Origin of the sequence: Marinomonas colpomeniae (assembly GCF_014803385.1) — a bacterium.
In the GTDB taxonomy this organism is placed as follows: Bacteria; Pseudomonadota; Gammaproteobacteria; order Pseudomonadales; family Marinomonadaceae; genus Marinomonas; species Marinomonas colpomeniae.
The window spans coordinates 420,704-445,855 of record NZ_JACYFC010000003.1 but is presented as its reverse complement, the minus strand read 5'-3'; the positions used below and the strand labels follow the sequence as shown (position 1 = coordinate 445,855).

The following is a 25,152-nucleotide window of genomic DNA, read 5'->3' as shown; positions in this document are numbered from 1 at the left end:
AGAGCAGTTGTTCACCAAGTGATAGATCCAGTTATTTAAAAGAAGGAGTCCAGATAGAATCCATGGTGTAAAAATTGCATTAGATTAGAGCAGAATGGCGGAAAAATAAGAGGATGTATTTTGCTTGATCAACACTTTCACATAGAATTCGACCCTGAACGAACACTTCAAGACCAAATTCGTGAATACCTTGTTAACTTGATTCTTTCAGCACGATTACCTATGGATCAGCCGTTACCCTCTTCACGTAATTTGTCCCAGCAACTGGGGGTTTCACGTAATACCATAGTGTTGATTTACGAGAGTCTAGTAGACAGTGGTTTTATTGAGTCTCGCCCTAGAAAAGGCTTTTTCGTCGCTCAAATTTACCGGAATCCAGAAACCATTAGCACTAATCTAGTGCATGATGGCGAAGAAGCTCATCCAGACTGGTCTCAACGCTTTAGAAAAGAACCAAGCAACGAGCGTAACATTGTGAAACCACATGATTGGCAAGGATTCGAGTACCCTTTTATTTACGGGCAGATCCAACGAGAATTTTTCCCGTTAGAGCAATGGCGTGATTCTGTTCGCAAAAGTATGTCTGGTAGATGGAATAAATACTGGATCAACGACATGGTAGACTCCGATGATCCACTATTAATTGAACAAATCCGAACCCGTCTTTTACCACGCAGAGGGATTTATGTAGAGTCAAGTGAGATCATTATCACCATTGGCACACAAAACTCACTCTATTTATTAGCAAACTTGTTGTGCAATAACAAAACCAAAGTCGCGATAGAGAATCCAGGGTTTCGAGATGCATTAAATATATTTTCTATTTTCGAGAGTAATATTCACCAACAACCCGTCGATCAAGACGGCATTATCGTCGATGAAAGGCTTAATTCTTGTGATTACCTCTACATCACGCCAAGTAACCAAGTTCCAACTGGGGCAGAATTGAGCGAACTAAGGCGCCAAGCTTTATTAAATATGTCCGTTGAAGAAGATTTTGTGATTATCGAAGACGACTACGACGCTGAAATCAACATCAAGAAAAGCCCATTACCAGCATTAAAAGCCCTCGATAAAAATAACCGCGTTATCTACATTGGTAGTATGTCGAAATCGATTTCACCGGGACTAAGAATTGGTTTCATGGTAGCGGATGAAGAATTAATTACCGAAGTTCGTGCATTAAGGCGACTAATGTATCGTCATCCTCCCGTGAATATCCAGCGCCAATTGGCTCTCTTTTTATCTCTCGGCTATTACGATACGTATCTACGCAAGCTGCGCGTTATTAACTCCTCAAAATTACAGCGCATGGTTGAATCCGTAGAACAACACCTTCCTCATATGCTTACCGCTGACACAGTTGCAAAAGGCTCAACCTCTATTTGGTTAGAAGCGCCTGATGGTGTCAATACGGAAGAAGTGTCATGGCTGGCCGCACGTAAAAGTATTTTGATCGAACCTGGTGCAGTACACTTCACGACTAAGAACCCGCCAAAAAACTTTTTTCGTCTAGGTTTTTCAGCCATTGAAGCCCATAAAATAGAGCCTGGCATTGCTGCCTTAAAAGACGTTTTCACTCACTTTTAGATATGTGGTACTACATTCGCTTTAAGCTGGACCTATAGAAAAGTAAAGCTTCCCCTTTACCGTATCACTGCGCCCGAACATCAAACATAGCAACAATACATCACTTTTCTGGGCCAGTGATCACGGAGATAGTGTTAATGCCTCATCTAGAGTTAGCCATACTGTTGGTTTTTATTGCTGCCTTAGTACGTGGCTACACAGGCTTTGGTTTTGCGGCAATAGCAATATCTGGTTTAAGCCTTATTTGGCCTGCGCAAATCAGCGTTCCTGTTATTCTCATTCTAGATTTAATTGGCTCAATTGGTTTATTAAAAGGCGCATGGAAACACGCGGATCGTAAGCTTCTTAGAAATCTAGCGACCGGTGCTATTGTCGGCATTCCTGTTGGTTTGCTTATATTAATAAAAGTCCCTGATGCTATTCTCAAATTCTCCATCAGTGTGTCCATTCTCATCATGGCATTCTGGTTATTACGTTCTCGTACACCGAACTTATCGCCTTCCAATTGGCTCACACAGATTATCGGCAGTATCTCAGGTGGCTTTACTGCTGCGGCGTCTGTCGGAGGCTTACCTGTAGTGTGTTATTTATTAATGACCGCCCATGTAGCACAAATACAAAGAGCAACCTTGGTTATTTTCCTCAGCACAACCGACCTTGTTTCTGTTGGTTTAATGGCTGCCAGTGATGTCATCAGTTTCGCGCTTTTACAACCCGTATTATTACTATTGGTTCCTTGTCTTATTGGCGTGCAATGTGGTCAATGGCTGTTTAATCGTAGGCCACCACAGTCGTTTCGCCCTATTGCGTTACCCGTATTAATCGTTCTTTCAACCATCAGTCTTTACTACAGCAGTACACAGATTTTTTAATAAGGAGTTCATATGAATAAAACCGCTGTCATTACAGGTGCAACCTCTGGCTTTGGTCTCGCTTCGGCACGTATTTTTGCGGATGCCGGTTGGAACCTTATTCTTACCGGCCGTCGTGAAGAACGCCTAGCGGATATAAGTGAAGAGCTCTCTTCAAAAACATCCGTATTAACATTGGTTATGGATGTATGTGATAAGGAAGCGGTATTAGCCGCTTTCAATCAGCTTTCAGCTCCTTTTGATCAAATAGATCTGCTTATTAATAATGCAGGTTTGGCTTTAGGCACTGAGCCGGCACAACGCTCAGATCTTGCCCAATGGCACACCATGATAGATACCAATATCAAAGGGCTCACCACCGTTACTCATGCTCTATTACCTAAACTAATAGCAACAGGCAAAGGTGCCAGTATCATTAATATCGGCTCCATTGCCGGTCAGTGGCCTTATCCCGGTGGCAATGTTTACTGTGGCACAAAAGCCTTTGTTGAACAGTTCTCACTGGCTTTGCGTTGTGACTTGAGCGGAACGGGTGTGCGAGTCACTTGCTTAGCGCCAGGGCTGTCTGAAAGTGAATTCACGTTAGTAAGAACCGGTGGTGATAAAAAGGCTTATGACGCGCTATACGGTGGCGCAGACGCTATTCAACCAGAGGACATTGCTGAAACGCTTTTATGGATTGCCCAACTGCCCGCTCACTTAAATATTAATCAACTCGAAATCATGCCAGTCAGCCAGAGCTGGGCACCTTTTGCCATTAAACGTGATGCCTAATCAACCATATTGAAGGAGATAACCATGTCACAATACAGCGAATACACGAATGACCAAATTAAAGCATTCGACAAGTCCAGCGTTTGGCATCACCTTACTCCGGGTGCTGCTGCAGAAAATGGCTTGCCCATGTTTGTAAAAGGCAAAGGATTAGACCTTTGGGACATCGATGGTAACCAATACCTAGATGCCTCAGCAGGCGGTGTTTGGGTGACAAACACAGGTTATGGCCGCAAAGAAATTGTAGATGCAATGAGTGAGCAATTACTGGAACTTAACTTCTTTGCCAGCGCCATGGCAAACAAACCTGCTGCGGTTTTTGCCAATCGTTTATTAGAAAAAATGCCGGGCATGCAACGTGTATTTTATTCAAGCTCCGGTTCAGAAGCGAATGAAAAAGCCTTTAAAATGGTGCGTCAGATTTCTCATAAAAAATACGGAGGTAAGAAAAACAAAATCCTTTACCGTGAACGTGATTATCATGGCACCACATTGGCTGCATTAAGCGCAACGGGTCAATCACAACGTCGTGATCAATTCGGTCCTTTTGTACCGGGTTTTGTCGAATTTCCACATTGCTTTGAATACCGTAGCCAATTTGAAGACACAACTGACTATGGATTGAAAGCAGCGCAATTAATGGAAGAGGTGATATTACGTGAAGGTCCAGAAACCGTTGGCGCGGTTATTATTGAACCCATCACTGCTGGCGGCGGTATCATTACGCCACCAGATGGTTATCTCAAAGCTGTTGAACAGATCTGTAAAAAACACCACATCTTACTGATTCTTGATGAGGTGGTTTGTGGTTTAGGTCGTACAGGGAAATGGTTTGGCTACCAACATTATGATATTCAACCAGACATAGTCACCATGGCAAAAGGCGTTGCATCTGGCTATGCCGCCATCTCTTGCACAGTGACAACCGAAGCCGTTTATAAGATGCTTCAAGAAGATGCCAGTGATGACAAACTTGGCTACTTCCGCGATATTTCAACTTACGGTGGTTGCCTTGCTGGTCCTGCAGCTGCCATAGCCAATATGAAAATCATCGAAGATGAAAACCTTATCGAAAACTGCGCAGCATTAGGTGATGTGTTTCTTGCTGGTTTACAAAAACTAAAAGCAAAATACCCGATCATCGGTGATGTGCGTGGTAAAGGTTTATTGTTGGGGGTTGAACTGGTTCGAGATCATCACACGAAAGAACCTGAAGACGAATCTGTAGCGATCAAAATATTCATTGCCTGTAAACAAGCAGGCTTATTAATTGGGCGCACAAACAGAAGCTTCGAACACAATAATATACTTAATATGAGCCCTGCACTTTGTGTATCAGAAGCTCAAATTGAAAAAATATTGTCCATTCTGGATCAAGCTTTTGCAAGTGTAACAGCCTCAAAATAAAAGCATGGCATTAAAACGGTAAGTACAGCAAAAAAACGCCACTTTGTTTATGCGAACTGCATACAAGGTGGCGTTTAACTGCATAGAGAACTTACAATTTAATGCTTTTACCCGTTATTATGCTTATGTTGAGAATGGTCTTCTACTTCAATTGGAGGCAGAAGATCCAATTTAATACTCTGTTCTGTATCACTAGTAATATTGAAGGAAGACATCGCGGTAACACTCTCCATGTCTCTTTCCGTCCACAATGAAATCTTATCCCCTTTTCTAGCGGGTAAACGTACCTTGCCATCTTTATCTGTTTTGGCTGCAAAAGTGTTATCAGCAATGATGATATAACCAATCATACTGTCATGAATATTACAGCCTAAAACAACAATTCCGGAAGTATCAAATACTACTGGTGGAATTTCTTTGCCTTTATAAAGTTTGATTTCAAATGCTTTCGGGATAGAGAAGCTATAAACGTGGTGACGAATATCATCACTGTTTGGAAAACTAACACTTTGGTTTTTCTGAATAACTAACACTCTAGGCACAAAAGAGGAATAGATTTGATTCATCACCGCAACAGACTCTGGTGTCGATACTGGGCTGTCAGATAAAATAATAACTGAATCTTCTACAGGTAAACCATTTTGGTCAAGCACAGTTAATGTCATATCTGCCCATGCTGATTGTAGTGAAAATACACAAATAAGACTTAATAAATAACGCATTTCATTTCCTTTTTATTCAATGGCATCATGTTTTAATAAAGCAGATAAAAACACATCGTAATTCATTCTATTTTTCAAGTTAACTTAATTTCAAATAATAAGATGTGATTATTCTATCTTCATTATTTGATTATCTTCTTTCACTACGTCTTCAACATTAGCTTGAATTGGTTCATCGTTTATTTCCAATGCAACTTCCCAGTTATGAATAAAACGCTGCTGCTTTGCATAATCTCGACCAACTAATAGCTGCTGATCTAATTCAATAATTCCTGTAGGACCTGGTGCATGAACAACGTAATGATCATCATCATTATTGAAATTAGGTCTAATAGGAAACAGTAAACCTTGGTTCTGCATCATAGCTTGTGCTTTATCTGACAATAAAAAGTCTAAAAAAATCCCTGCATCACGAGCATTTGGAGCACCTTTTGGTATCAGTGCGGCACGCATTAGCATAAGAGTGTAATCTTTTGGCAAAATCATCTTTAATCTATCGTCATCACGAGCACGTTGCGAGGCGTAAGAACCTAGTAAGTTGTAACCCAATACCAATTTTCCATCAGCAACATCATCAATGATTTCATGAGTACAACAATACGTTTGTATGTCGTGACTCCCAAACGCTTCTAATAACCGCCCCCATGTTGCATCTGCCTGTCGTGCATCTTGGCTCGCTAATAAGTACCCCACACCACTTTGGCGGATATCGTAGGTACCAATACGCTTACGCATGTATTTTCCGTGCTGCCTAATTGTTTGTAATAAAGACTGCCTGTCTTCTGGTAAATCTCCTGGGAAGGCATTCTTATTAACCAGCATAACAATAGGTTCTAATGAAAAAGCAAACAACTGATTACGCCATTTGAAATTATTAGCCAATTGATCCGTGACATCAGATTGGTAAGTTTGAGCATAACCATCATTTACCAGTTTTAAATGTAAATCCATCGCACTACTAATAACCAAACTCGGCACAGGTGCAGCTTGTTCCGCTATCACTAGATAATATAAATCCAATGTATTTACGTCTCGGTAGGAAACGCGAATACTGGGATGTAACGCTGCAAATTCTTTTAAGATCGGTTCAAAAGAAGCAAGATCTAACGCGGAATTAATCGTTAATATACGCGGCGCATTCTCATCACCAAACCAGACAGGTTCTGCTGCTCGCAAGGAGCCATTCATAAACAAAGAAATAAGAATAATTAACAAAAAATACGACTTCATGCTGATGCCTCATCTGTTTTAAATTTCGCAAAATCAACTTGAAATGTTGTACCTTGAGGTTCGTTATCTAATATCAAAATCCGTGCTGAATGGTGATCGACTATATCTTTCACCATAGCCAGACCTACACCACTTCCAGCAATATCATAACGCCCACGATAAAAGCGCTCGAACACTCGTTCTTTTTCTATGTCTGGAATACCATCACCGTAATCAATCACTTTAATGCGATAGAAATGATCAAACTCATTTACTTGAACAATGATTTCTGAAGCGTGCTCTCTATCAGACCCACTGTAACGAACTGCATTTTCGATAAGATTTTGCATCATCTGCTGAATCGAAAAGCTATCACCTAATACAAAAGCGCTTTGCAGCTCACAGTCCAGAGACAAAAGTATGCCTTGATGTAAAGCAGTTACTGCTTGTTCTCGACAGGAAGCTCTAATAGGTTCTAGCAAGTTAACCGATTCTAAGTGGTGAGTTTGTAAACGGTGAGAAACCACGGCTTGATTCAGCAATAGGGTAATTGTTTGGCTAAGAGTATCGCATTGAATGACGATATTCTCTAAATCCTGGTGATGTTTTTTTGATGAGACACTGTTTGATGAGAGAATGTCTGATGAAATAGGCTCTGAAGAAATCTCACCTGTAGTAATATTGTCACGGGCGTTCTCAGCCAAAGCTCGTAAGCTTGCTAATGGCGTACGCAGTTGATGTGCCGCATCCGCGGTATAGTTTTCTAATTGTTCTAAGTTTCTTTGCAGCCGTACCATGAAATGATTAATGGCAACTTTAAGATGATGGGTTTCTTTCGGAGTATTAATATCTATTGGGGTAAGGTCACCCATTGCCCGTTCTTCTAATGCTCTTTCAATACGGTGTAGAGGTCTTAATACTAAATGGCTACCGATCACGATTAAGGTAATTGCCACTAATGCAATTAACAAAACAATTTCAATAGCTCTTTGAGTGACAGAAGATGCCATCTCTTCTCTTGATAAGCGTGTCTGACCTAGGATAATTCGCACTGTTTGTGCCGTTTCTGGGTCTGTTAAATGTCGCTCTACCCAAGCAAAACGAACCATTTCACCAGAATATTCTCGGTTATAAAATTGAATTTCATCCAATACCGGTTTTTTGGGTGGTTCGCTATTAAGGTCTCTATAACCTGTTATAAAGCCTTGCTCTACGCTTTCGACTTTATAAAACACACGGTCTTCATCTGCTTGTGCCAAGGTAGCAAACGCCGACCAAGGAATATCAATACTCACTTCATTACCGATCAAACCGACGTTTTCGTCCATTTGTAACAAGGCACTACGTAACAAACGATCATAGGATAAATCAGCAAGTTTCTGGCTGTAATCGAATACTAAGTTGACTGCCACACCAGCAATAACGCCAATAACTAACACACCAGCCAAAATAAAGCGAAAGCGTAATGACGGTGCTTTTCTTAAGGCATTCCTTTCCTCTTCTTCACTGAGGTTTTGATGGTTTGGCGATTTCTGCCACATAACCAATTCCTCTTAAAGTATTAATGGTTAAGTCACCTTTGATCATTTTTTTGCGTAAACGACCAACATACAACTCAATAGCGTTAGGGCTAGGCGTTTCATTAAAATTAAATAAATGATCGGTAATCTCATCTTTACTGAGCACTCGCCCTAAATGGCCAAGGAAAATTTCCAATAAGCGGAACTCTCTATTTGTGATGGCCGTCAACTCGCCTTCAATAAATATCTGTCGGCTATCTCTGTTTACTGTGATATTTCCATGTTCCGTGGTGTTAGCAGCGTATCCTTGTTTACGACGAAGTAGAGCCCGACAGCGAGCCTCTAGTTCACCAAAATCAAATGGTTTGGTTAGATAGTCGTCTGCACCTTCATCAAGTAATCGAATGCGATCTTCTATTTTATCTCGTGCCGTTAAAATCAAAACAGGTGTATCATCATCTCGCTGGCGTAATTTTTGAAGTAGTTGCAGCCCAGACAAACCAGGTAAATTCAAATCCAATAGAATCAAGTCCACAGATTGGTATTTTAGTAATTCATCAGCACGTTTACCGTCGCCAATTAAATCAACCCCATGGCCCAAACTTGTCAACCTTTCACAGATTGCTTGGCCCAATACTTGAGTGTCTTCTACCACTAGAATTCGCATAAACATCAGCCATATTATGGTTATTATTTTTATAGTAAAAACAAAAAAATTCGAACAGCCTAAACTGTCCGAATTCTATAGTACAACATACTGCGTATTCAGCATTTAAAACTTAAGTCATATAAACTTAAAATTCAAAGCATCAACGCTTAATCACCTTTCGTTGCTGTTTTGGATTTTGCCATTTTTGCTCGTACAATCGGACCAACAATAATAGGTAGAACTAAGCCAAGTATCGCAACAGTCCAAAGACCAATACTCAATCCACTATTAAACAATGCAGTCCAGTCACCGTCAGACAAAACTAAAGTATGACGTAGACTTTTTTCCATCTCAGGCCCAAGCAGCATACCAAGGATAATGGGTACCAATGGGATATCAACTTTACGGAAAATATAACCAGCAACACCAAAACCAACCATGAAGTACAAATCTAGCGCACTATGGCTAACAGCATAAATACCAACCGAAGCAATCAAGGTTACAATTGGCATTAGATATTTAGGTGGAATGCTCAGTAATTTAACGAAAATACCGATCATAGGAATGTTTAACAAAAGCAACACAAGGTTACCAATAAACATCGCAGCAATAACACCCCAAACAAGATCTGCATTCTGTTGGAACAACATAGGGCCTGGAGAGATATTTAACGAGATCAACATCGCTAACAAAACAGCCGTTGTACCACTACCAGGAACGCCAAGAGTTAGCATAGGAACCAAAGCACCAGACGCCGCACCGTTGTTACCCGCTTCAGGAGCAGCAACACCACGAGGATCACCTTTACCAAATTCGCCTTTATCAGATACACGTTTTTCAACAGTGTAACTAATAAAGCTACCTAAAGACGCACCAGCACCTGGTAAAACACCCGCAACAAAACCTAATACTGCACCACGAAAAGACGCGGGCAGAACTTTGATAATATCTTTGGGGGACAGTTTAAGTTTATTAATTGCAACTTGTTTTAAACCATCGCCAGCATGGCGTTCTAAGAAGAAAAACAATTCACTAATCGCAAATAAACCGACAATAGCAATGATGAAATCAACACCTTCGAACAGCTCCAACGTATTAAAAGTAAAACGCTGAACACCTGTAGAAATGTCGATACCAACTGTCGCGATCATTAGACCAATTGCTGCCGCCATTAATGTTTTAAACTGATTTTTACCAGTAATGCCACCTAATGTTGCAAACGCTAAGGCAAACAAAGCAAAGTATTCAGCAGGGCCAAACTTAAGTGCGAATTTCGCCAAGATAGGTGCCAAAATAACCAAGCCAATCGTCGCGATAAAACTACCAATAAAAGAGGCAATCGCTGATATAGCTAAAGCTTCAGCCGCCTTACCTTTTAATGCCATTGGATAACCGTCTAAACAGGTCATCATGGCTGGTTCATCGCCCGGTATATTCAACAGAATAGAAGAAATTCGGCCACCGTACATGGCACCCGCATACACAGACGTTAATAAAATCAAAGAAGATGTTGGTGATAACCCAAGGCTAAATGCCAGTGGAATTAAGATAGCAACACCGTTTGCAGGGCCAAGACCCGGCAATGCGCCAATCAAAGTACCTAAGATGGCACCGATTACCGCGAACATAATGCTTTCAGGCGTTAACGCAACGGCAAAGCCCTGCATTAATAAGCTCATAGTATCCATATTAAAACTCCAATAGACCTAGAGGTAATGCTAATTCAAGCACGTTATTGAATAGGAAAAAGATAACAACAGAGCTACTTACACCAGTAATTAGACTCTTTGTAATACTCGCTCCCATGCGCCAGCTTAAAAAACTAACAACCAACGCTGCGGCTGGCATAAAGCCAACAGGTTCAATTGCCCATGCAAAAGCAAGTAGAGACAGAACGACAATCCCTAACTCTATTAGCATTGCAGATGGAGCCCATTTTTCATCTGGATCTGGGCGAAGAATCATATAAATAGAACTAACACCTAAAAGGAGTGACAACATAATAGGAAAAGTTTCTGGTCCTACACTTTCTTGTCCACCAAAAGGAATGGGGAATTGCGTTGCTTCATAGCCATATGCAACGGCGATGATCAGCATCAGCATGCCAAACACACGATCATTAATACGCATGTCTCTGCTCCATGTGAATAAATTAAAAGGGGAAAAAGATCAAAAAAAGGAGGGGTTGCCCCCTCCAAAATAACAGTTTTTTTGAAATTATTTAATTAGACCGATGTCTTGAGAAAGAATACGGATATCTAATGTTTGATTTTCTACAAATTGAGCGAATTCAGCACCAGATTTATGGAATGAAATAAGACCATTTTTAGTCATAACATCTTTCCATTCTTGAGTTTTGTATAACTCGTCAATTGTGCTTACCCACCAGTCATAAGATTCTTTGCTTGCATTACCTGGTACGTAAAACCCACGCCAGTTTGGCGCGATAGAGTCAACGCCCTGCTCCATTGCTGTAGGAATGCCATCAAATGGTGTTGGCAAACGTTGTTCAGACAATACAGCTAAGACTCGTAAGTCACCAGACTCCATAAAACCTTTAACTTCAGAGATATCACCAGTAAAAGCGTCTACATGACCACCAACAACTTGAACCAAAGCTTCAGAACCACCGCTATAGGCTAGGTAACGAATTTTCGGTAAGTTCTCAACACCTGCTTTTTGTGCTGTCATTAGAACTTTCAAATGATCCCAACCACCAGAAGCACTACCACCAGCAAATTTAACTGCGTTTGGATCTTTCTTCAACGCTTCTAATACTTGAGTAAGAGAGGTATATTTTGAATTTTTACCTACAGCGATAATGCCGTAGTCAGCGCCTAATGTACCAACCCATTTAACTTGATCAGCGTTCATTCCTGGGAATTGGCCTTGAGCAAGACGAGTTGTTGTCGCAGTACTAGCCGCAACAATTAGACTGTCATCTTTATCACGTTTACTAATCGTATGAGCAAACGCAACACCGCCACCAGCACCTGGCATGTTTACGGTTTGAACATTACCTTTAATGTATTCTAGGTCAACCAATACTTTACCAACACTACGGCAAGTAAAATCCCAACCGCCGCCTGGATTAGCAGGGGCAATACATTCTGCACTACGAGCAGGCTCGTAAGCGTAAGCTTGTCCAGCGATGGTAAGTGCCGCAGCACTTGAAATAAGAATAGATTTCATAGAAAAGGTATTAAGCATGTTTATCTCCTGCTTGTTATTTTTTTTGTTAAGCATTTTTGTATGTAATTACGTCTCGGAAATTAGACATTTAGTTAACGAGATTAGGTAGACCATAACCTCTAAACCTGTCACCACCCTGTCATCGCTTATTTTTTTTAATTTATAATATTTAAAAAATAAGAAATATCGCTTTTTAAAATAACCAGTACAATGATTTTTAACCATTCGAATCACGTTCTTTTGACAACGTCACTCAATAAAAATCGAGTAAGATTCTTCGCCTTACACTGACATTAAGAAAGACATAAATATATGAAAAAAAACAACCAAAAAGCTACCTTAATTGGCTCTATTGCTGTTCTCCTGTGGAGTACGCTTGCCCTATTCACCACGCAGGCGAACTTGGTTCCACCTTTACTGTTGCTCACTTTGACATTCTCTGTGGCTAGTGTTTTGTTTTTTCTCGTGTATGCATTAAAAGGCGAACTGAGACGTTCTTGGGAACAAACACCAAAAAGCGCTATTCTGATGGGTGGATTAGGATTTTATTTTTATCACTTTTTCTACTTCTATGCTTTTCAACACGCATCACCTGTTGAAGCTGGATTAATCGCTTATTTATGGCCTTTGTTCATTGTATTAATGGCGGGAATGACGAAAGGCAATTCTTTGTCTTGGACCCATTTAGTTGGAGCTGCCGTTGCTTTCGTAGGTACGGGAATCATGTTGCAATCCAAAGGATACACAGACGATTCGATAGTAAATGAAGCTTATGACTGGACAGGTTATGGTGCTGCGTTTGCCTGCGCTTTAATTTGGTCTAGCTATTCAGTGGCAAACCGGCGTTATCATTCTGTTCCATCTAGTTCAGTTCTTTGGTATTGCATAGTTACCACATTATTAGCAGGCATCTCACATCTTGTATTGGAAGAGAGTTTTTTTGAAAACTACGGTAGATCTTTTCCAATCGAAACATGGATAGCAATTTTAGGATTAGGGCTTGGCCCTGTTGGCATGGCGTTTTTTTGTTGGGATTTTGGTGTAAAAAAAGGCAATTTGTCATTACTTGGTGTTTTAGCTTACACCGCGCCTGCTCTGTCTACTGTTTGGCTTGGATTCTTTACAGATGCTCAATTAACTACTGGGCAAATCATTGCTTGCATTCTCATTACTGCAGGGGCCTTATTCGCAAGCTTAATGCCTAACAAAAAAATACCTTCTACTTTGTAGAAGGTATTTCGTTTTAAACCTGTTTCAAGAATGGTTGTTATGCAACTTGATAGAGAGTACGCGGCACTCGTTGTAAATAGCTTTCCATCTCTGCCATCCCGTTTGGTTGGTCTACTTTTACGCCTAGATCGCGCATCGTGCTGCCAAAGGCATGTAAGGTACGGAATAAGTTATGTTCTCGACACTGCTCACCCATTTGGCCAATACGAACTATCGGCTGGCCAAAAGATCCCGCTATTTCAACACGATATACACCAGAAATATGGCTGCAAATTTGTTCTGCGGTCAAACCATTAGGAATATTAATCCCTACCACAGAATTAAGGCGTGACTCAGAAGGAATAAATAACTCAAGCCCCATTCCTTCGATACCAGACTGCAATGCTTTAGAGCAACGTAGGTGACGCGCAAAACGATTCTCTAAAGTTTCATCACACACTAACTTTAGCGCTTCATGTAATGCCATAATGCCGGATACTGGCGCGGTATAATGATAACCGTCTTTATGCCAAAAATTCTCCGCAAGCTGTGCATCAAAACACCATTGAGCCGTTGGTTGAGTACGGTTTTTTACTGCCGCCCACGCTTCATTTGAAAACACTAATAACGAAACACCAGGAATTGAAGACAAACCTTTTTGGCCGCCTGTAATAACCACGTCAACTTGCCATTCATCCATTTTTAACGGCATTGTGCTCAAGGTACAAACAGCGTCCACAACCACTAGACAACCGTAGGATTTAGCAATTTTAGTGATTTCTTCTAATGTGTGATTAAACACAGTGTTAGAGGTTTCACCTTGAACTAGAGTAAGCACTTTTGGTCGAGTTTCTTCTATCGCTTTACGGACACGCTCTGGGTCCGCCGCTTCATGAATACCTACGTGTAGCTCGTGTACGTCAGCACCAACACGGATCGCCATTTCTGCCATACGATGACTAAAAAAACCGTTGTTAATGCATAAAATTTTCTCACCCGGCTGCAGCAAGTTCGCTACTGCCATCTCCATCGCAGCCGAGGCAGGGCCGGCAACACCAAGAACCCATTTAGATTCAGTTTGAAATACATAACGCGCCATCGATTTCACTTGATCGATAACTTGCGCCATAACACCACCCAAATGATTAATGACAATTGAGTTGGCTTTAGCAACACGTTCAGGAATGGGTACAGGACCAGCCCCCATCATTAAAAGAGGTTCATGAGGAAGGATTTCATCTAAAGTTTTCACCTGGGGACGAGGAATACCCATTGGCGATGAAGCAGTCATTTTATGCAGCCTTAAATTAATTAAAAAATAGCCAGTTTGAAGGAAACGCCTTAACCATAAAAAGTAGAAAATATCGTTTTTAAGATTTTAACGAAATAATATTTTGAAATAATACAATATTCTTCGGAATAACAAGAAGTAATAAAAACAAAATAGTGAAATAAACCACAAGCGTTAGAGTTAACCTTAGATATGACGCGTTTCTGCTAGAACAAGCAGTATTTTTTACTCTGTGATTGATTTTCGGAGAGGGGCTTTCATGGTTTTTTTTACTGGATCTGATGAACAGTCTATTGATACGCTCTCTTTTAATAGCGTTAGGCGAGTTTTGTAGCTGGTATAAATAAACACACAAATAAAAGTAGCCGACATAAGCATTACAATAGTAGGGGCAGGAGCACTATCAATTATAAAACTTAAATAGATGCCAAAAAAAGCACAATTAATAGCGATAAATACAGATAGAACTATCATTCTCAAAAAACTTTGAGTCAACATAAACGCGATCGCACCTGGTGCTATCAACATCGCAATAACCAAAATCATTCCTACCGCTTTTAACGCACAGACTATCGTGAGAGATAAAATAATTAATAAGCCGTAATGTAAAAAAGTCACAGGTAAACCTATCGCTTTAGCATGCTGCTTATCAAAGATAAAAAGTAATAAGTCCTTACCTTTAAACAACATAAACAACACGACGACCATCGCGATAACCGCGCTCTCTTGTACGTCATGCCAATCAACACCCAAAATATCGCCAAAAAGAATATGATCAAGATGAACAGCAGCCTGAACTTTTGTCATTAAAACAATGCCTAAGCCAAACATGCCAGAAAAAACCACACCCATAATAGTGTCTTCTTTAATACGGCTATGTTCCGTCAAAAAACCTGTTGCCAAAGCGCAAAACATACCCGCAACAAAAGCGCCTATAGAATAAGGAATGACCAGCACATGGGCTAATACAACACCCGGCAGTACCGAATGGGAAATGGCGTCACCCATTAACGACCAACCTTTTAATACTAAGAAACAAGATAATAATGCCGTCGGCACAGCAATCAACACTGCCATTACAAAGGCTTGCTGCATAAATACAAATTGAAAAGGTTCTAATATCAGTTTAAGTAATTCATCCATAAAACGTTCTCCTAATTAACATCACGGCTACTGTTATTAAGGCCATCTGCATCAGCTTTATAGCCAGATACACCATGGTGAGCTTTCCGTTTTGCAACAAAGTAGCCATGTTTGGGAGCAAATAGAAATGTTGTAACAAATATCATGGTCTGTAACACAACTATTACGCCACCCGTAGCACCATCTACAAAATAGCTCAGATAAGCGCCTAAAAATGATGTTCCAGCCCCAATAACAACACTAATAATGATTACTCTAGGAAAACGGTCACTCAATAAATAAGCTGTTGCCCCTGGTGTCACTACCATAGCGATCACCAAAAAAGCACCAACGGTTTGCAGTGCGGCTACCGTTGAAGCACTAAGCAAAGTAAAAAAAAGAACTTTTAATCGATCAGGATTCAAACCTATACTTCTTGCGTGGTTTTCATCGAAAAAAACTACCATAAGGTCTTTCCATTTCAATAATAAAATGAATAAAGACACACCTCCAATCAATACTAGTTGCAAGGTATCAGCAGGCGTTATGGCTAATATGTTACCTAGTACAATGGTTTGAATGTTTACGGAGGCAGGACTTAGGGAGATCATAAATAAACCCAAGCCAAAAAAAGAAGTAAATATCAAACCGATAATAGCATCCTCCTTTAGCTTGGTTCTTTGTGTGAGGAACAACATAGAAGAAGCAGCAAGGCCACCAGCAATGAATGCGCCAAATGCAAATGGAAGCCCTAGCATATAGGCTCCAGCAACGCCTGGCACAATAGAGTGGGACAAGGCATCCCCGATTAAAGACCATCCTTTCAACATCAGGTACGCGGATAAAAAAGCACATACGCCACCCACAAGAGCACTAACCCAAATGGCATTAACCATATATTCATATTGAAACGGCATTAAAAGAAGATCTGTCATACCTATGATTTCGCCGCGAAATTAGAGTTGCCATCACCGTATAAAACAACAGGCCTTTCATCATCCGTTAACACCGTTACTTTACGGGTGTCATCGTCATCATGAAGGTCACTCCCTCCCAGAACGAAATGACGTAACATTCCACCAAAAGCTTGCTCCAGATTGTCTTTAGTGAAAATTTCCTTGGTCGTTCCAGAAGCTAATACAGTGCGGTTTACCAATACGGTACGGTCGCAAAATTCGGGCACACTTCCTAGATTGTGTGTTGCGACCAAAATAGATTTTCCTTCATTTCTCAACTCTCGCAACAACGCCATGATTTGTTCTTCTGTTTGCACATCAACGCCAGTAAAAGGTTCATCCAGTAAAATGAGTTCTCCTTTTTGAGCTAATGCTCTCGCTAAAAAAATTCTCTTTTTTTGCCCACCAGATAATTCGCCTATCTGACGTTTACGAAAGGCACTCATACCGACTCTATCTAGCGCTTTAGCAACTTCATCGTGATCAATCTTTTTTTCCATACGTAACATATTCATATGCCCGTATCGCCCCATCATCACAACGTCTTCGACTAATACAGGGAAATTCCAATCTATGTCTTCACTTTGTGGCACATAGGCAACCAAATTACGCTTAAGCGCCTTATTAACTGGCATACCAAATATTTCCACCGAGCCTTTGGCTAGGGAAACAAAACCCATAATGGATTTAAACAAAGTTGATTTACCACTGCCATTTACACCAACTAAAGCAGTAATAGTACTTTTGGGTAGGACAAAGCTAGCGTCTTTAATCGCCGTGTGACCATTTTTATAGACAACACTGACATCATTCACCGACAGGCCATTACCCGTATACCCACTCACTTGGAAAGCCCATCAGTAATGGTTTTTAAAGTAACCTTCAAGAGATCTATATAAGTAGGAACAGGCCCATCTGGGGAACTCAAAGAGTCAACATAAAGCACACCTGAATATCTCGCTCCTGTTTCTCTAGCAACTTGCTGTACTGGCGCTGGAGAGATGGTACTTTCACTAAACACATCCGTTATTTTATGCTCGCGAATTTTATCTATTACGTTACGAACTTGCTGAGGCGTACCTTGAGCGTCTGCATTTATGGGCCATAAATACAGTTCTTTTAATCCAAAATCTCTTGTTAGATAACTAAAAGCACCTTCACTCGTCACCAACCAACGATTACCTTCAGGAAGTGCTGCAAAAATGGCTCGAAAAGGCTCAACTGCGGCAGTAATTTCTGCTGAATACTTTTGAGCATTAGCATTATAAGTAGCTGCATTTTTGCCATCGTACTTGACCAGTGCTGCTCGAATATTATCTACATAAATCAGAGCGTCTTTAGCTGACATCCACGCATGTGGGTTTGGCTTACCAGCATAAGGACCTTGGGTAATCCCCATAGGAACAATCCCTTCGGTTACGACAACCCTGTGAACACCATCTAAATTTTTGAAGAATTTATCAAACCATAACTCCAAGTTCATACCATTGTAGATAATTAAATCGGCGTCTTGTGAGCGCACAATATCTCTTGGCGTTGGTTGGTAATTATGGATTTCAGCATCAGGTTTCGTAATTGAACTAACAACGGCTGCGCTACCTGCAACATTACGAACCATGTCCGCAATAACGGTGAAGGTGGTAACCACTTTAAACTTACCGTCTTGAGCAGCATAAAGTTGAGGAACAGCCAATAAGAAAAGAAACAGAATGATAGATGAGAAAATAGAGCGATACATATTCTTTCCTATGGATTAATAGTACAAACATAGGAACAAGCATAAGACAGACATCAAATGAGAACAAGAATGATTTGCATTAAATTGCAATTATTAATTTTTCCCTTTAACTTTTTTCCTTCTTTAGTGTATTAATAAAACATAAATGGCTTATCAAGCCCTCTATAAGGTCAGGATAAGCCATTTAGTAAAATAGACGTAATACAAGCGCTTAAAATGCAACCCTTAGGCTTGATTAACCGCTAAACCTTGTTGCCAAAAAGCAGATTCCATTTTAGTAGCCGTGCAAAAAATTCGCTGTAATTTAGCCCAACGAGGTGAATCTAATGGGATTTCAATTAATTTTTCTTCTAAAAATGACAATTGATTATTCACAGAAGAAATAAAGTCTTCACTCGCATACATTTCAACCCAAGGCCAATACGGGTTTCCTTCTGGAACACTACTAGTCGCGCTATACAGCCTTGTGCCTATTTCAGCGTAGCCTAATGCGCAAGGAGCAAGCGCCACTAACAAATCAAGTAAGTCACCTGCTACACCTGTATCTATCACAAAACGAGTATACGCAACAGTCGCAACGCCCTCTTCCAATGCTTCAATGGCTTGAGCGTCTAACCCCCACTCTTGGCAATAGCCTAAATGCAACATCAACTCACCGCCAATTAAACCCTGTAAACATGTAAAACTCGGTCCCATATCAGCAATATTATCGCTTTTATAAATAGCTAAGGCATACGCTCTGGCATAGTGTTTCAAGAATAAATAATCTTGTTGTAAGTAATGCTGAAAACAAGCTTCTGGTAAAATACCTTTCGCTAATTCCTCCACAAATGAATGTTGAGTGTAGTCTTTCCAAGCGGCGGCATTAGGTTCAACTAATCGTGTTTGTAGTAGATTAAATTGCGTCATTTCGGGCTCTTTTTATAATATAAGGGATAAAAATCATTTACTTTAAATAGCTGTCACTGTTTGGAATCTGCTTTATTAACCCAGTGGCTTTCAAAAAAGCCGCGTATTCATCATAACGCTGAACATCTAAAGCTGCAGGTCGTAAAGCAAAACGAATAACCGTATCTTTCCACGCTAAGCGGTTTAGCTCTGTATCTAAATCACTCTTATAAGATTTAAAAACATTCCAGGCTTCGTCTTGATGATTCACTATGTATTGTGTTGCCAACTCTATCGCACGGTTAAATTTACGAATTGTCGTCGTATCTAACTTATCTCTTTTCGCTACAACAACAAGCTCGTCATATGGCGGAACCCCTTCTTCCTCAACAAAGAAAGCACGTCCTTTAAAGCCTTCTGTCGCTAACTGGTGCATTTCAAAGTTACGGTAGCCGCCATAAATAGCATCTACTTGTTTAGAAGCTAACGAGCTAGAAAGCCCCCATCCCACATTAATAATGCTCACATCACTTATAGATAATCCTGAGTTTTTCAGCATAGCGTCCACAGTCGCTTCACCAACCCCATCAACAATTGCTGTACCAATCGTTTTACCTTTTAAATCTGCAATGCTCTTAATATCACTCGAATCCAACACCATCAGTGTATTAAGCGGCGTACCAATTAAAGTAGATATACGCACGAGGGGTAAACCAACGGCAACATCTTGAATAAGCTGAGGCTGGTAAGAAACGGCTAGCTCAACATTACCTGCAGCCACTAATTTAGCTGGCATACTGGGATCAGTCGGTTCTTGAATCGTAATGTCCAACCCCTGATCTTTAAACAAACCTTGTTGCTGAGCCACAATTAACGCCCCATGATCTGGGTTAACAAACCAATCGAGCATCAACGTCATTTTTTCTTCGGCATGAGCACTAGTAAAAGCAAGCATCATTAGCGATGTTACTATCAGACGAGAACATGAGTTTTTCATGTGTATTTTCCTTTTCGTGTTTTTGAATTTATTATTGCTTTGAATTTATTGTCACTTCTTAATCATTAACGCTGCTCTTGGTTCCAAGGTATTAACCTTTTCAACACTAAATCTGTTATGTAATAAAGACCGATAGATAACCCTGCTAACAGGATCAACGCAGCAAACATTTCCGCCACCTGCATACGTGCATTGCTGTGTAACATGTAATAGCCAAGCCCTGCGCCAGACCCGACCCATTCCCCAATAATTGCGCCAATAGGAGCCACGACAACGGCCATTCTCAAACCAGAGGCAATAACAGGTAAAGCGGCAGGAAACCTGATACGCAAAACAACCTGCCATGTTTTTACATTCATCGTTTTAGCAAGATCTAGGTATCCAATAGGGGTGTGGCGTAAGCCATCGAAGCAGGTCATTAAGACGGGAAAGAAGATAATAATAGCGGCCATCACTACTTTAGAAAACATGCCATAACCTAACCAAAGAACCAAAATAGGCGCTAATGCAAAAACAGGAACAGCTTGACTGAACAGCAAGATAGGTAACAACCAAAGCCTCACGGAATAAAATAATTGCATGTTAATCGCAAAAATAAACCCTAAGAGAACGCCTAATAAAAGGCCGCCGACGATTTCAAATAAAGTGACTAGTAAGTGGGAAAAAAGTAAGGCTTTTAATTGCCACAATTTAATAAACACCATTTGAGGAGCAGGCAAAATAAAACTTGGAACATCCGTCAAAAAGACCATTAACCACCAAAAAAACAACAAGACAAAAGCAATACAAAGCAGTCTAGCAATACTAGATAAAGACCCTTTTTTCGAGAATCGACGTTCTAACATGAAACAACTCCCATGTGCTCTAGCAGCTGAGCTTGATAAAGTCCAAGCTCAGCGTTAATAGCTCTAGGGATAGTGGTATTTGGTAGACGTGGCTTAATGAATTGAAACGCTTCTCGCCCTTCATTAGGTTTTTTTTCTACGTTAGGAAATAGAAGAATTTGCTCACCCAATCGCAAGGCTTCTTGCGCATCATGAGTAACTAATACAACCGTTTTATCTGCAAGCATCTGAGCAGCAAGGTCTTGAAGTTTGTATCGATTGAAAGCATCTAACGCAGCAAAAGGTTCGTCCATCAAAACGATTGGCTTATCTTGGATTAGGGTTCTTGCAAGTGCGACTCTTTGTCTCATGCCGCCCGAAAGCTGGTTCGGTTTATGATAAGCGGCTTCAGCAACGCCTAACCTTGCCAGTAACAATAAAGCTTGCTCACGCTTCTCGTATTGAGTACTGGTTTTCTTATGAAACAAAGGTCGAGATAAATCATCACTCAGTAAAACATTATCAAGTACATTCATCCAAGGCATTAGTAAATCTTGCTGAGCCATGTAAGCCACCTGGCTAGAAAGATCTATTAGACTCGGCTCTTTATTGTCATCCGTTACAACAAACTCAGAAGAAGAAACGTCATCATTAAAACCAGCAATTTGTCTTAAAAGGCTGGTTTTTCCACAACCACTCTCTCCCAACAAACAGGTAAAAGTGTTTTTAGGCAGTTGCATTCTTAGCTTTGTGTATATTGGAATCGAACGGCCGGAATAGCGTAAACTGGCTTCAATGCAAAAAGTAGATAGTGATGACATAGTAAGCTCCCGCGCAGAAACGGCAGCCTAAATAAGAATCACCACGATAAAATCCGTGATGATTTATAGGATAGGTTCGCCAGTTCCCTACGCCAGTATTAACTGGTTCAGGTTCAACGGGTATAGAAAGCATTCACCTTCAGTCTCAGCTCAATTGAGCTCCCCGACTAACTTTAAATTGTATTTTTTCGCCGCTTACAGAAAAAACATAAGCTGCGAATTGCGAAAAATCATGCCCTTTCAATTAAACAGTGTCAACTCATTTAAAATTCTTTCATTGAGGAAAGTCGCTTTGTAAAATCGAAAACATCACGATTTCGGTAAATTGTGCGATAATGCCCGAAACCACCCTATTCAGGATCTTTTTATGATTACTTGCGGTATCGACATCAAAGGCAGTGAAGTTATTCTTTGCCTTCTGTCTAAAGAAGACGGACTTTTTCAAATAACGGAATGTCGTCAAATACGTCACACGTTAAGCAACTCAAACGACACAGACAGCGTGCGTAAATTTCAGTTTATGCTTAAAAAACTGTTCGAAGATTATAAAGTTAAAAAAGCGGTTATTCGCGAACGTCTCACAAAAGGTAAATTTGCAGGCAGTTCTGTTGGCTTTAAAATCGAAGCAGCAATCCAATTAATAGATACAGTTGAAGTTGTTCTATTCAATAGCACTAAAATCAAAGACATTCTTCAACATAATCCAATGCCAATTCCGTTTAAAGCCACTGGTCTAAAAGCCTTTCAAGAAGGGGCTTTTACGGTTGCTTACGCGTCACTATCTGAGCATATTATTGAAGAATAAGCTCTAATTAACACTCTACTTTTAGAACGAAAAATAAACATAAAAAAACGGACCAAAATATAAAAAGGGTCCGTTTTTTTATGTTTTTCATCACCAATTTTTTGTCTTATTAAACTACTATAGTACATAGGATCAGTTATAATAGCCGCCATCAAATCAGCACATCCGAATTCACAATATATCTGTAACTTGTCGACGAAAAACACATGGAAAAGTAATGACAAAAAAATACACGGAAGTAACAACAGTTGAAGATATAGTTTATACCGCAGGGTATAGGCGCATTATTTTCAAAGGCTCCTTGCTTGGTTCAATGTTTCTAACCGTCTTCTCTCTTATCGATTTTTTTTATACAGAATTGTATTTGGATGCCACCATAGAAGCGATTGGGTGTGTCATTCTCTTATCAATAGCCTACGTTGAAAATAAAAGAGGCGTTAATTCTTTAGCTGTTATTTTCGGTCTTATCGTTATCTCGACCGTAATAGGATCAGGAGCATTTTCTAATCATGTTGAGGAAAGCGGCATAGTTTGGTTTGCATTAATTCCTTTCTTATCATTTTTTCTATTGGGTGAAAAACTAGGCCTTAGAGTTTCGTTATTAATAAGTACCGTATATATAGCTGGCCTAATCAATATCGTCATCCAGTACCCAGAAAAAGGATTTACCACCAGTGCAATTTTTGGTGTTACTGGAGCATTATTTTGTAGCATATTACTGTCTATAGCCTATGAAAAAAATAGAACATCAATGATTCATCTTTTATCAAAACAAGCTAAAACAGACTCATTAACCTCCCTCTTGAATCGTAGAGGGTTAATGATTTCTTTTGAGAAGCTTTTACTGTTATCCCAACAAGATAAAAAAGACTTATATTTATTAATTTTAGATTTAGATAATTTCAAATTAATAAATGATAATTTTGGTCATGATATTGGTGACATAGTAATAAAAGAAACGGCTAATGCAGCTAAAACTTACTTAAAAGATATTGATCGTATTGCTAGAATAGGCGGAGAAGAATTTGTTGCAGTATTATCAAATGTTTCTTCGGAAGAAGCATTAAAAATTGCAGAAAGAATTCGACGAGCAATAGAAAATCTAGAAATAGAAGTTCCTAGTGGCCCTCCTCTTCAAGTAACGGTAAGTATTGGCGTTACAAAAAGTACTGAAAATAAAAAACTGTTCTCTGATTTCTTTAAAATCGCTGACAAAGCGCTTTACGAAGCAAAAAACAATGGCCGTAACCGTATAGTCTTCAAAGAGGACAATTAACAAAACATTTATTCCTTCAATAGCTTGGTATTTCAAGTTGATATAGCCCATAAAAAGCGGATTCAAGCCCAATCTTCACAAAATAAACGATACAGACTTACTCAATAACAATTTCATTTCCTTTTATATGTCTAATAATCTAGGATTAAGGACACAATTCAAAAAATTAGAACCATTAAACATCAAACGGCTTTAATCAATTAAACATTCAGTAAAGAGGTAATACATGAGCTTTTTAAAAAATGCATTAACATCAAGTCTACTGGGCATGGTTATTCTTTCAGGGTTAAGCAGTGCTGTATCAGCAGCTGACTTAAAATTCTTCACTATAGGAACTGGTGGCACAGCGTACACTTATTACCCAGTTGGTGGTGTTATCGCCAATGCGATTTCTAAGCCACCAGGCTCTCGCGCTTGTTCTGAAGGCGGTAGCTGTGGTGTTGATGGTTTAATTGCTTCTGCAGTTTCTTCTCGTGGTTCAGTTGATAACATTAATGCTGTAATTTCTGGTTTACGTGACTCTGGTTTTGCTCAATCTGATGTAGCTTATTGGGCTTACACTGGAACAGGCACAATGGAAGGTAAAAAACCATCAACTGACTTACGCGCTATTGCTGCTTTGTTTGAAGAACACATTCATCTTGTTGCATTAGCAGACAGTGGTATTAATTCTGTTGCAGACCTTAAAGGTAAGCGTGTTTCTCTTGACGAGCCAGGTTCTGGTACTTACGTTGACGCTAAACTGATTCTTGATGCTAATGGAATATCTGTTAAAGACATTCAAGCTGAAGCCTTAAAAGGTAACGCTGCATCAGAAGCTCTACGTAACGGTAAAATTGATGCATTTTTCACTGTAGCGGGTTACCCAACAGGTAGTATTGTTGAATTAGCTTCTGCTGAAAAAATCAAACTGGTTCCTATTGATGGCGCAGCAGCGAAAAAGCTAACAGATAAATATGGCTTCTTTTCACAAAGTGCTATTCCAGAAGACGCTTACGAAGGTGTTGCTAAAACAGCAACAGTAGCCGTTGGCGCTCAATGGTATACAAGCGCTAAGCAAGATGATGAATTAATTTACAACATCACTAAAGCATTATGGAATGAAAAATCTCGTACATTATTAAATGTAGGTCATGCTAAAGGGAAAACAATCACAGTAGAGACAGCATTAGATGGTGTCGGTGTTCCTGTTCATACTGGCGCCGAACGTTTTTATAAAGAAATTGGCTTAATAAAGTAAGGCGTTTTACATCAATACGGATGTCTTTCTAAAAAGGCATCCGTATTTTT

Annotated in this window: 24 protein-coding genes and 1 riboswitch; of the genes, 8 read left to right on the top strand and 16 right to left on the bottom strand. The window is 40.0% G+C overall.

All coding sequences use genetic code 11. From position 1 onward, the window contains the following. Positions 1-120 precede the first annotated feature (120 nt). The 4 genes from pdxR to IF202_RS11405 all read left to right on the top strand — a co-directional run bounded on the left by pdxR (position 121) and on the right by IF202_RS11405 (position 4,643). Positions 121-1,590 carry a MocR-like pyridoxine biosynthesis transcription factor PdxR gene (gene pdxR, locus IF202_RS11420; RefSeq protein ID WP_191595025.1) on the top strand — a complete coding sequence of 490 codons (1,470 nt, stop codon included), beginning with the start codon at positions 121-123 and terminating at the stop codon, positions 1,588-1,590. A 137-nt stretch (positions 1,591-1,727) separates the two neighbouring features. Next, positions 1,728-2,462 carry a sulfite exporter TauE/SafE family protein gene (locus IF202_RS11415; protein WP_191595024.1) on the top strand — a complete coding sequence of 245 codons (735 nt, stop codon included), beginning with the start codon at positions 1,728-1,730 and terminating at the stop codon, positions 2,460-2,462. Between the two features lie 12 nt (positions 2,463-2,474). Further along, positions 2,475-3,236, top strand: a complete 762-nt coding sequence (locus tag IF202_RS11410) for an SDR family NAD(P)-dependent oxidoreductase (RefSeq protein WP_191595023.1) — start codon at positions 2,475-2,477, stop codon at positions 3,234-3,236. Between the two features lie 24 nt (positions 3,237-3,260). Beyond that, on the top strand, positions 3,261-4,643 hold the full coding sequence (locus IF202_RS11405; protein WP_191595022.1) for an aminotransferase family protein: 1,383 nt from the start codon (positions 3,261-3,263) through the stop codon (positions 4,641-4,643). A 107-nt stretch (positions 4,644-4,750) separates the two neighbouring features. On the opposite strand, the gene IF202_RS11400 is transcribed toward IF202_RS11405, so the two are convergent. The 7 genes from IF202_RS11400 to IF202_RS11370 form a co-directional block, all read right to left on the bottom strand. Beyond that, positions 4,751-5,365 (bottom strand): cupredoxin domain-containing protein, encoded by a 615-nt coding sequence (locus IF202_RS11400; RefSeq protein WP_191595021.1) that lies wholly within the window; start codon positions 5,363-5,365, stop codon positions 4,751-4,753. Between the two features lie 108 nt (positions 5,366-5,473). Beyond that, a complete protein-coding gene (locus tag IF202_RS11395; RefSeq protein ID WP_191595020.1) occupies positions 5,474-6,595 on the bottom strand; it encodes an ABC transporter substrate-binding protein in 1,122 nt (373 codons plus the stop codon). Beyond that, complete coding sequence (locus IF202_RS11390; RefSeq protein WP_191595019.1) at positions 6,592-8,115, bottom strand: sensor histidine kinase; 1,524 nt, start codon at positions 8,113-8,115, stop codon at positions 6,592-6,594. The genes IF202_RS11395 and IF202_RS11390 overlap by 4 nt, the downstream gene beginning before the upstream one ends. Then, on the bottom strand, positions 8,078-8,761 hold the full coding sequence (locus IF202_RS11385) for a response regulator transcription factor (protein WP_191595018.1): 684 nt from the start codon (positions 8,759-8,761) through the stop codon (positions 8,078-8,080). The genes IF202_RS11390 and IF202_RS11385 overlap by 38 nt, the downstream gene beginning before the upstream one ends. A 149-nt stretch (positions 8,762-8,910) precedes the next feature. Next, a complete protein-coding gene (locus IF202_RS11380) occupies positions 8,911-10,431 on the bottom strand; it encodes a tripartite tricarboxylate transporter permease (protein ID WP_191595017.1) in 1,521 nt (506 codons plus the stop codon). A 1-nt stretch (position 10,432) separates the two neighbouring features. Further along, entirely contained in the window at positions 10,433-10,873 is a 441-nt protein-coding gene (locus IF202_RS11375; protein ID WP_191595016.1) for a tripartite tricarboxylate transporter TctB family protein, read from the bottom strand. Between the two features lie 87 nt (positions 10,874-10,960). Further along, a complete protein-coding gene (locus IF202_RS11370; protein ID WP_191595015.1) occupies positions 10,961-11,953 on the bottom strand; it encodes a Bug family tripartite tricarboxylate transporter substrate binding protein in 993 nt (330 codons plus the stop codon). Positions 11,954-12,247: 294 nt separating this feature from the next. Here IF202_RS11370 and yddG point away from each other — a divergent pair, with 294 nt between their 5' ends. Then, positions 12,248-13,165 (top strand): aromatic amino acid exporter YddG, encoded by a 918-nt coding sequence (gene yddG / locus IF202_RS11365; protein WP_191595014.1) that lies wholly within the window; start codon positions 12,248-12,250, stop codon positions 13,163-13,165. A 37-nt stretch (positions 13,166-13,202) separates the two neighbouring features. Here the strand turns inward: yddG and IF202_RS11360 are convergent, their stop codons facing one another. The 9 genes from IF202_RS11360 to IF202_RS11320 all read right to left on the bottom strand — a co-directional run bounded on the left by IF202_RS11360 (position 13,203) and on the right by IF202_RS11320 (position 21,781). After that, positions 13,203-14,435, bottom strand: a complete 1,233-nt coding sequence (locus tag IF202_RS11360; protein ID WP_191595013.1) for a pyridoxal-phosphate-dependent aminotransferase family protein — start codon at positions 14,433-14,435, stop codon at positions 13,203-13,205. Between the two features lie 225 nt (positions 14,436-14,660). Further along, the gene (locus IF202_RS11355; protein ID WP_191595012.1) at positions 14,661-15,578 is read right to left on the bottom strand and encodes a metal ABC transporter permease; all 918 of its coding nucleotides are present in this window, start codon (positions 15,576-15,578) and stop codon (positions 14,661-14,663) included. 11 nt (positions 15,579-15,589) lie between these two features. Beyond that, positions 15,590-16,492 (bottom strand): metal ABC transporter permease, encoded by a 903-nt coding sequence (locus IF202_RS11350; RefSeq protein WP_191595011.1) that lies wholly within the window; start codon positions 16,490-16,492, stop codon positions 15,590-15,592. 2 nt (positions 16,493-16,494) lie between these two features. After that, the gene (locus IF202_RS11345; RefSeq protein WP_191595010.1) at positions 16,495-17,358 is read right to left on the bottom strand and encodes a manganese/iron ABC transporter ATP-binding protein; all 864 of its coding nucleotides are present in this window, start codon (positions 17,356-17,358) and stop codon (positions 16,495-16,497) included. Beyond that, entirely contained in the window at positions 17,355-18,251 is an 897-nt protein-coding gene (locus tag IF202_RS11340; RefSeq protein ID WP_191595009.1) for a metal ABC transporter substrate-binding protein, read from the bottom strand. Before IF202_RS11340 ends, IF202_RS11345 begins: the two co-directional genes overlap by 4 nt. 225 nt (positions 18,252-18,476) lie before the next feature. Then, positions 18,477-19,160: a TenA family protein gene (locus IF202_RS11335; protein WP_191595008.1), complete on the bottom strand. Its 684-nt coding sequence runs from the start codon at positions 19,158-19,160 to the stop codon at positions 18,477-18,479. Between the two features lie 37 nt (positions 19,161-19,197). Then, positions 19,198-20,136, bottom strand: coding sequence for an ABC transporter substrate-binding protein (locus tag IF202_RS11330; protein ID WP_191595007.1), 939 nt, complete (start codon positions 20,134-20,136; stop codon positions 19,198-19,200). 65 nt (positions 20,137-20,201) lie between these two features. After that, positions 20,202-20,981, bottom strand: a complete 780-nt coding sequence (locus tag IF202_RS11325) for an ABC transporter permease (protein WP_191595006.1) — start codon at positions 20,979-20,981, stop codon at positions 20,202-20,204. Further along, on the bottom strand, positions 20,975-21,781 hold the full coding sequence (locus IF202_RS11320) for an ABC transporter ATP-binding protein (RefSeq protein WP_191595005.1): 807 nt from the start codon (positions 21,779-21,781) through the stop codon (positions 20,975-20,977). The genes IF202_RS11325 and IF202_RS11320 overlap by 7 nt, the downstream gene beginning before the upstream one ends. 67 nt (positions 21,782-21,848) lie before the next feature. Beyond that, positions 21,849-21,957, bottom strand: a riboswitch (TPP riboswitch). A gap of 191 nt (positions 21,958-22,148) precedes the next feature. Here IF202_RS11320 and IF202_RS11315 point away from each other — a divergent pair. From IF202_RS11315 to IF202_RS11305, 3 genes are all read left to right on the top strand, one after another. Then, positions 22,149-22,586 carry a DUF3010 family protein gene (locus IF202_RS11315; RefSeq protein ID WP_191595004.1) on the top strand — a complete coding sequence of 146 codons (438 nt, stop codon included), beginning with the start codon at positions 22,149-22,151 and terminating at the stop codon, positions 22,584-22,586. Positions 22,587-22,803: 217 nt separating this feature from the next. After that, entirely contained in the window at positions 22,804-23,862 is a 1,059-nt protein-coding gene (locus IF202_RS11310) for a GGDEF domain-containing protein (protein WP_191595003.1), read from the top strand. Positions 23,863-24,088: 226 nt separating this feature from the next. Then, positions 24,089-25,102, top strand: coding sequence for a TAXI family TRAP transporter solute-binding subunit (locus tag IF202_RS11305; RefSeq protein ID WP_191595002.1), 1,014 nt, complete (start codon positions 24,089-24,091; stop codon positions 25,100-25,102). Positions 25,103-25,152: the final 50 nt, after the last annotated feature.

Excerpts from the sequence above, each read along its gene's own strand:
- IF202_RS11415 (WP_191595024.1), top strand. The coding sequence starts at position 1,728 with ATGCCTCATCTAGAGTTAGCCATACTGTTGGTTTTTATTGCTGCCTTA.
- IF202_RS11410 (WP_191595023.1), top strand. The coding sequence starts at position 2,475 with ATGAATAAAACCGCTGTCATTACAGGTGCAACCTCTGGCTTTGGTCTC.
- IF202_RS11405 (WP_191595022.1), top strand. The coding sequence starts at position 3,261 with ATGTCACAATACAGCGAATACACGAATGACCAAATTAAAGCATTCGAC.
- IF202_RS11400 (WP_191595021.1), bottom strand. The coding sequence starts at position 5,365 with ATGCGTTATTTATTAAGTCTTATTTGTGTATTTTCACTACAATCAGCA.
- IF202_RS11395 (WP_191595020.1), bottom strand. The coding sequence starts at position 6,595 with ATGAAGTCGTATTTTTTGTTAATTATTCTTATTTCTTTGTTTATGAAT.
- IF202_RS11390 (WP_191595019.1), bottom strand. The coding sequence starts at position 8,115 with ATGTGGCAGAAATCGCCAAACCATCAAAACCTCAGTGAAGAAGAGGAA.
- IF202_RS11385 (WP_191595018.1), bottom strand. The coding sequence starts at position 8,761 with ATGCGAATTCTAGTGGTAGAAGACACTCAAGTATTGGGCCAAGCAATC.
- IF202_RS11380 (WP_191595017.1), bottom strand. The coding sequence starts at position 10,431 with ATGGATACTATGAGCTTATTAATGCAGGGCTTTGCCGTTGCGTTAACG.
- IF202_RS11375 (WP_191595016.1), bottom strand. The coding sequence starts at position 10,873 with ATGCGTATTAATGATCGTGTGTTTGGCATGCTGATGCTGATCATCGCC.
- IF202_RS11370 (WP_191595015.1), bottom strand. The coding sequence starts at position 11,953 with ATGCTTAATACCTTTTCTATGAAATCTATTCTTATTTCAAGTGCTGCG.
- yddG (WP_191595014.1), top strand. The coding sequence starts at position 12,248 with ATGAAAAAAAACAACCAAAAAGCTACCTTAATTGGCTCTATTGCTGTT.
- IF202_RS11360 (WP_191595013.1), bottom strand. The coding sequence starts at position 14,435 with ATGACTGCTTCATCGCCAATGGGTATTCCTCGTCCCCAGGTGAAAACT.
- IF202_RS11355 (WP_191595012.1), bottom strand. The coding sequence starts at position 15,578 with ATGGATGAATTACTTAAACTGATATTAGAACCTTTTCAATTTGTATTT.
- IF202_RS11350 (WP_191595011.1), bottom strand. The coding sequence starts at position 16,492 with ATGACAGATCTTCTTTTAATGCCGTTTCAATATGAATATATGGTTAAT.
- IF202_RS11340 (WP_191595009.1), bottom strand. The coding sequence starts at position 18,251 with ATGTATCGCTCTATTTTCTCATCTATCATTCTGTTTCTTTTCTTATTG.
- IF202_RS11335 (WP_191595008.1), bottom strand. The coding sequence starts at position 19,160 with ATGACGCAATTTAATCTACTACAAACACGATTAGTTGAACCTAATGCC.
- IF202_RS11330 (WP_191595007.1), bottom strand. The coding sequence starts at position 20,136 with ATGAAAAACTCATGTTCTCGTCTGATAGTAACATCGCTAATGATGCTT.
- IF202_RS11325 (WP_191595006.1), bottom strand. The coding sequence starts at position 20,981 with ATGTTAGAACGTCGATTCTCGAAAAAAGGGTCTTTATCTAGTATTGCT.
- IF202_RS11320 (WP_191595005.1), bottom strand. The coding sequence starts at position 21,781 with ATGTCATCACTATCTACTTTTTGCATTGAAGCCAGTTTACGCTATTCC.
- IF202_RS11315 (WP_191595004.1), top strand. The coding sequence starts at position 22,149 with ATGATTACTTGCGGTATCGACATCAAAGGCAGTGAAGTTATTCTTTGC.
- IF202_RS11310 (WP_191595003.1), top strand. The coding sequence starts at position 22,804 with ATGACAAAAAAATACACGGAAGTAACAACAGTTGAAGATATAGTTTAT.
- IF202_RS11305 (WP_191595002.1), top strand. The coding sequence starts at position 24,089 with ATGAGCTTTTTAAAAAATGCATTAACATCAAGTCTACTGGGCATGGTT.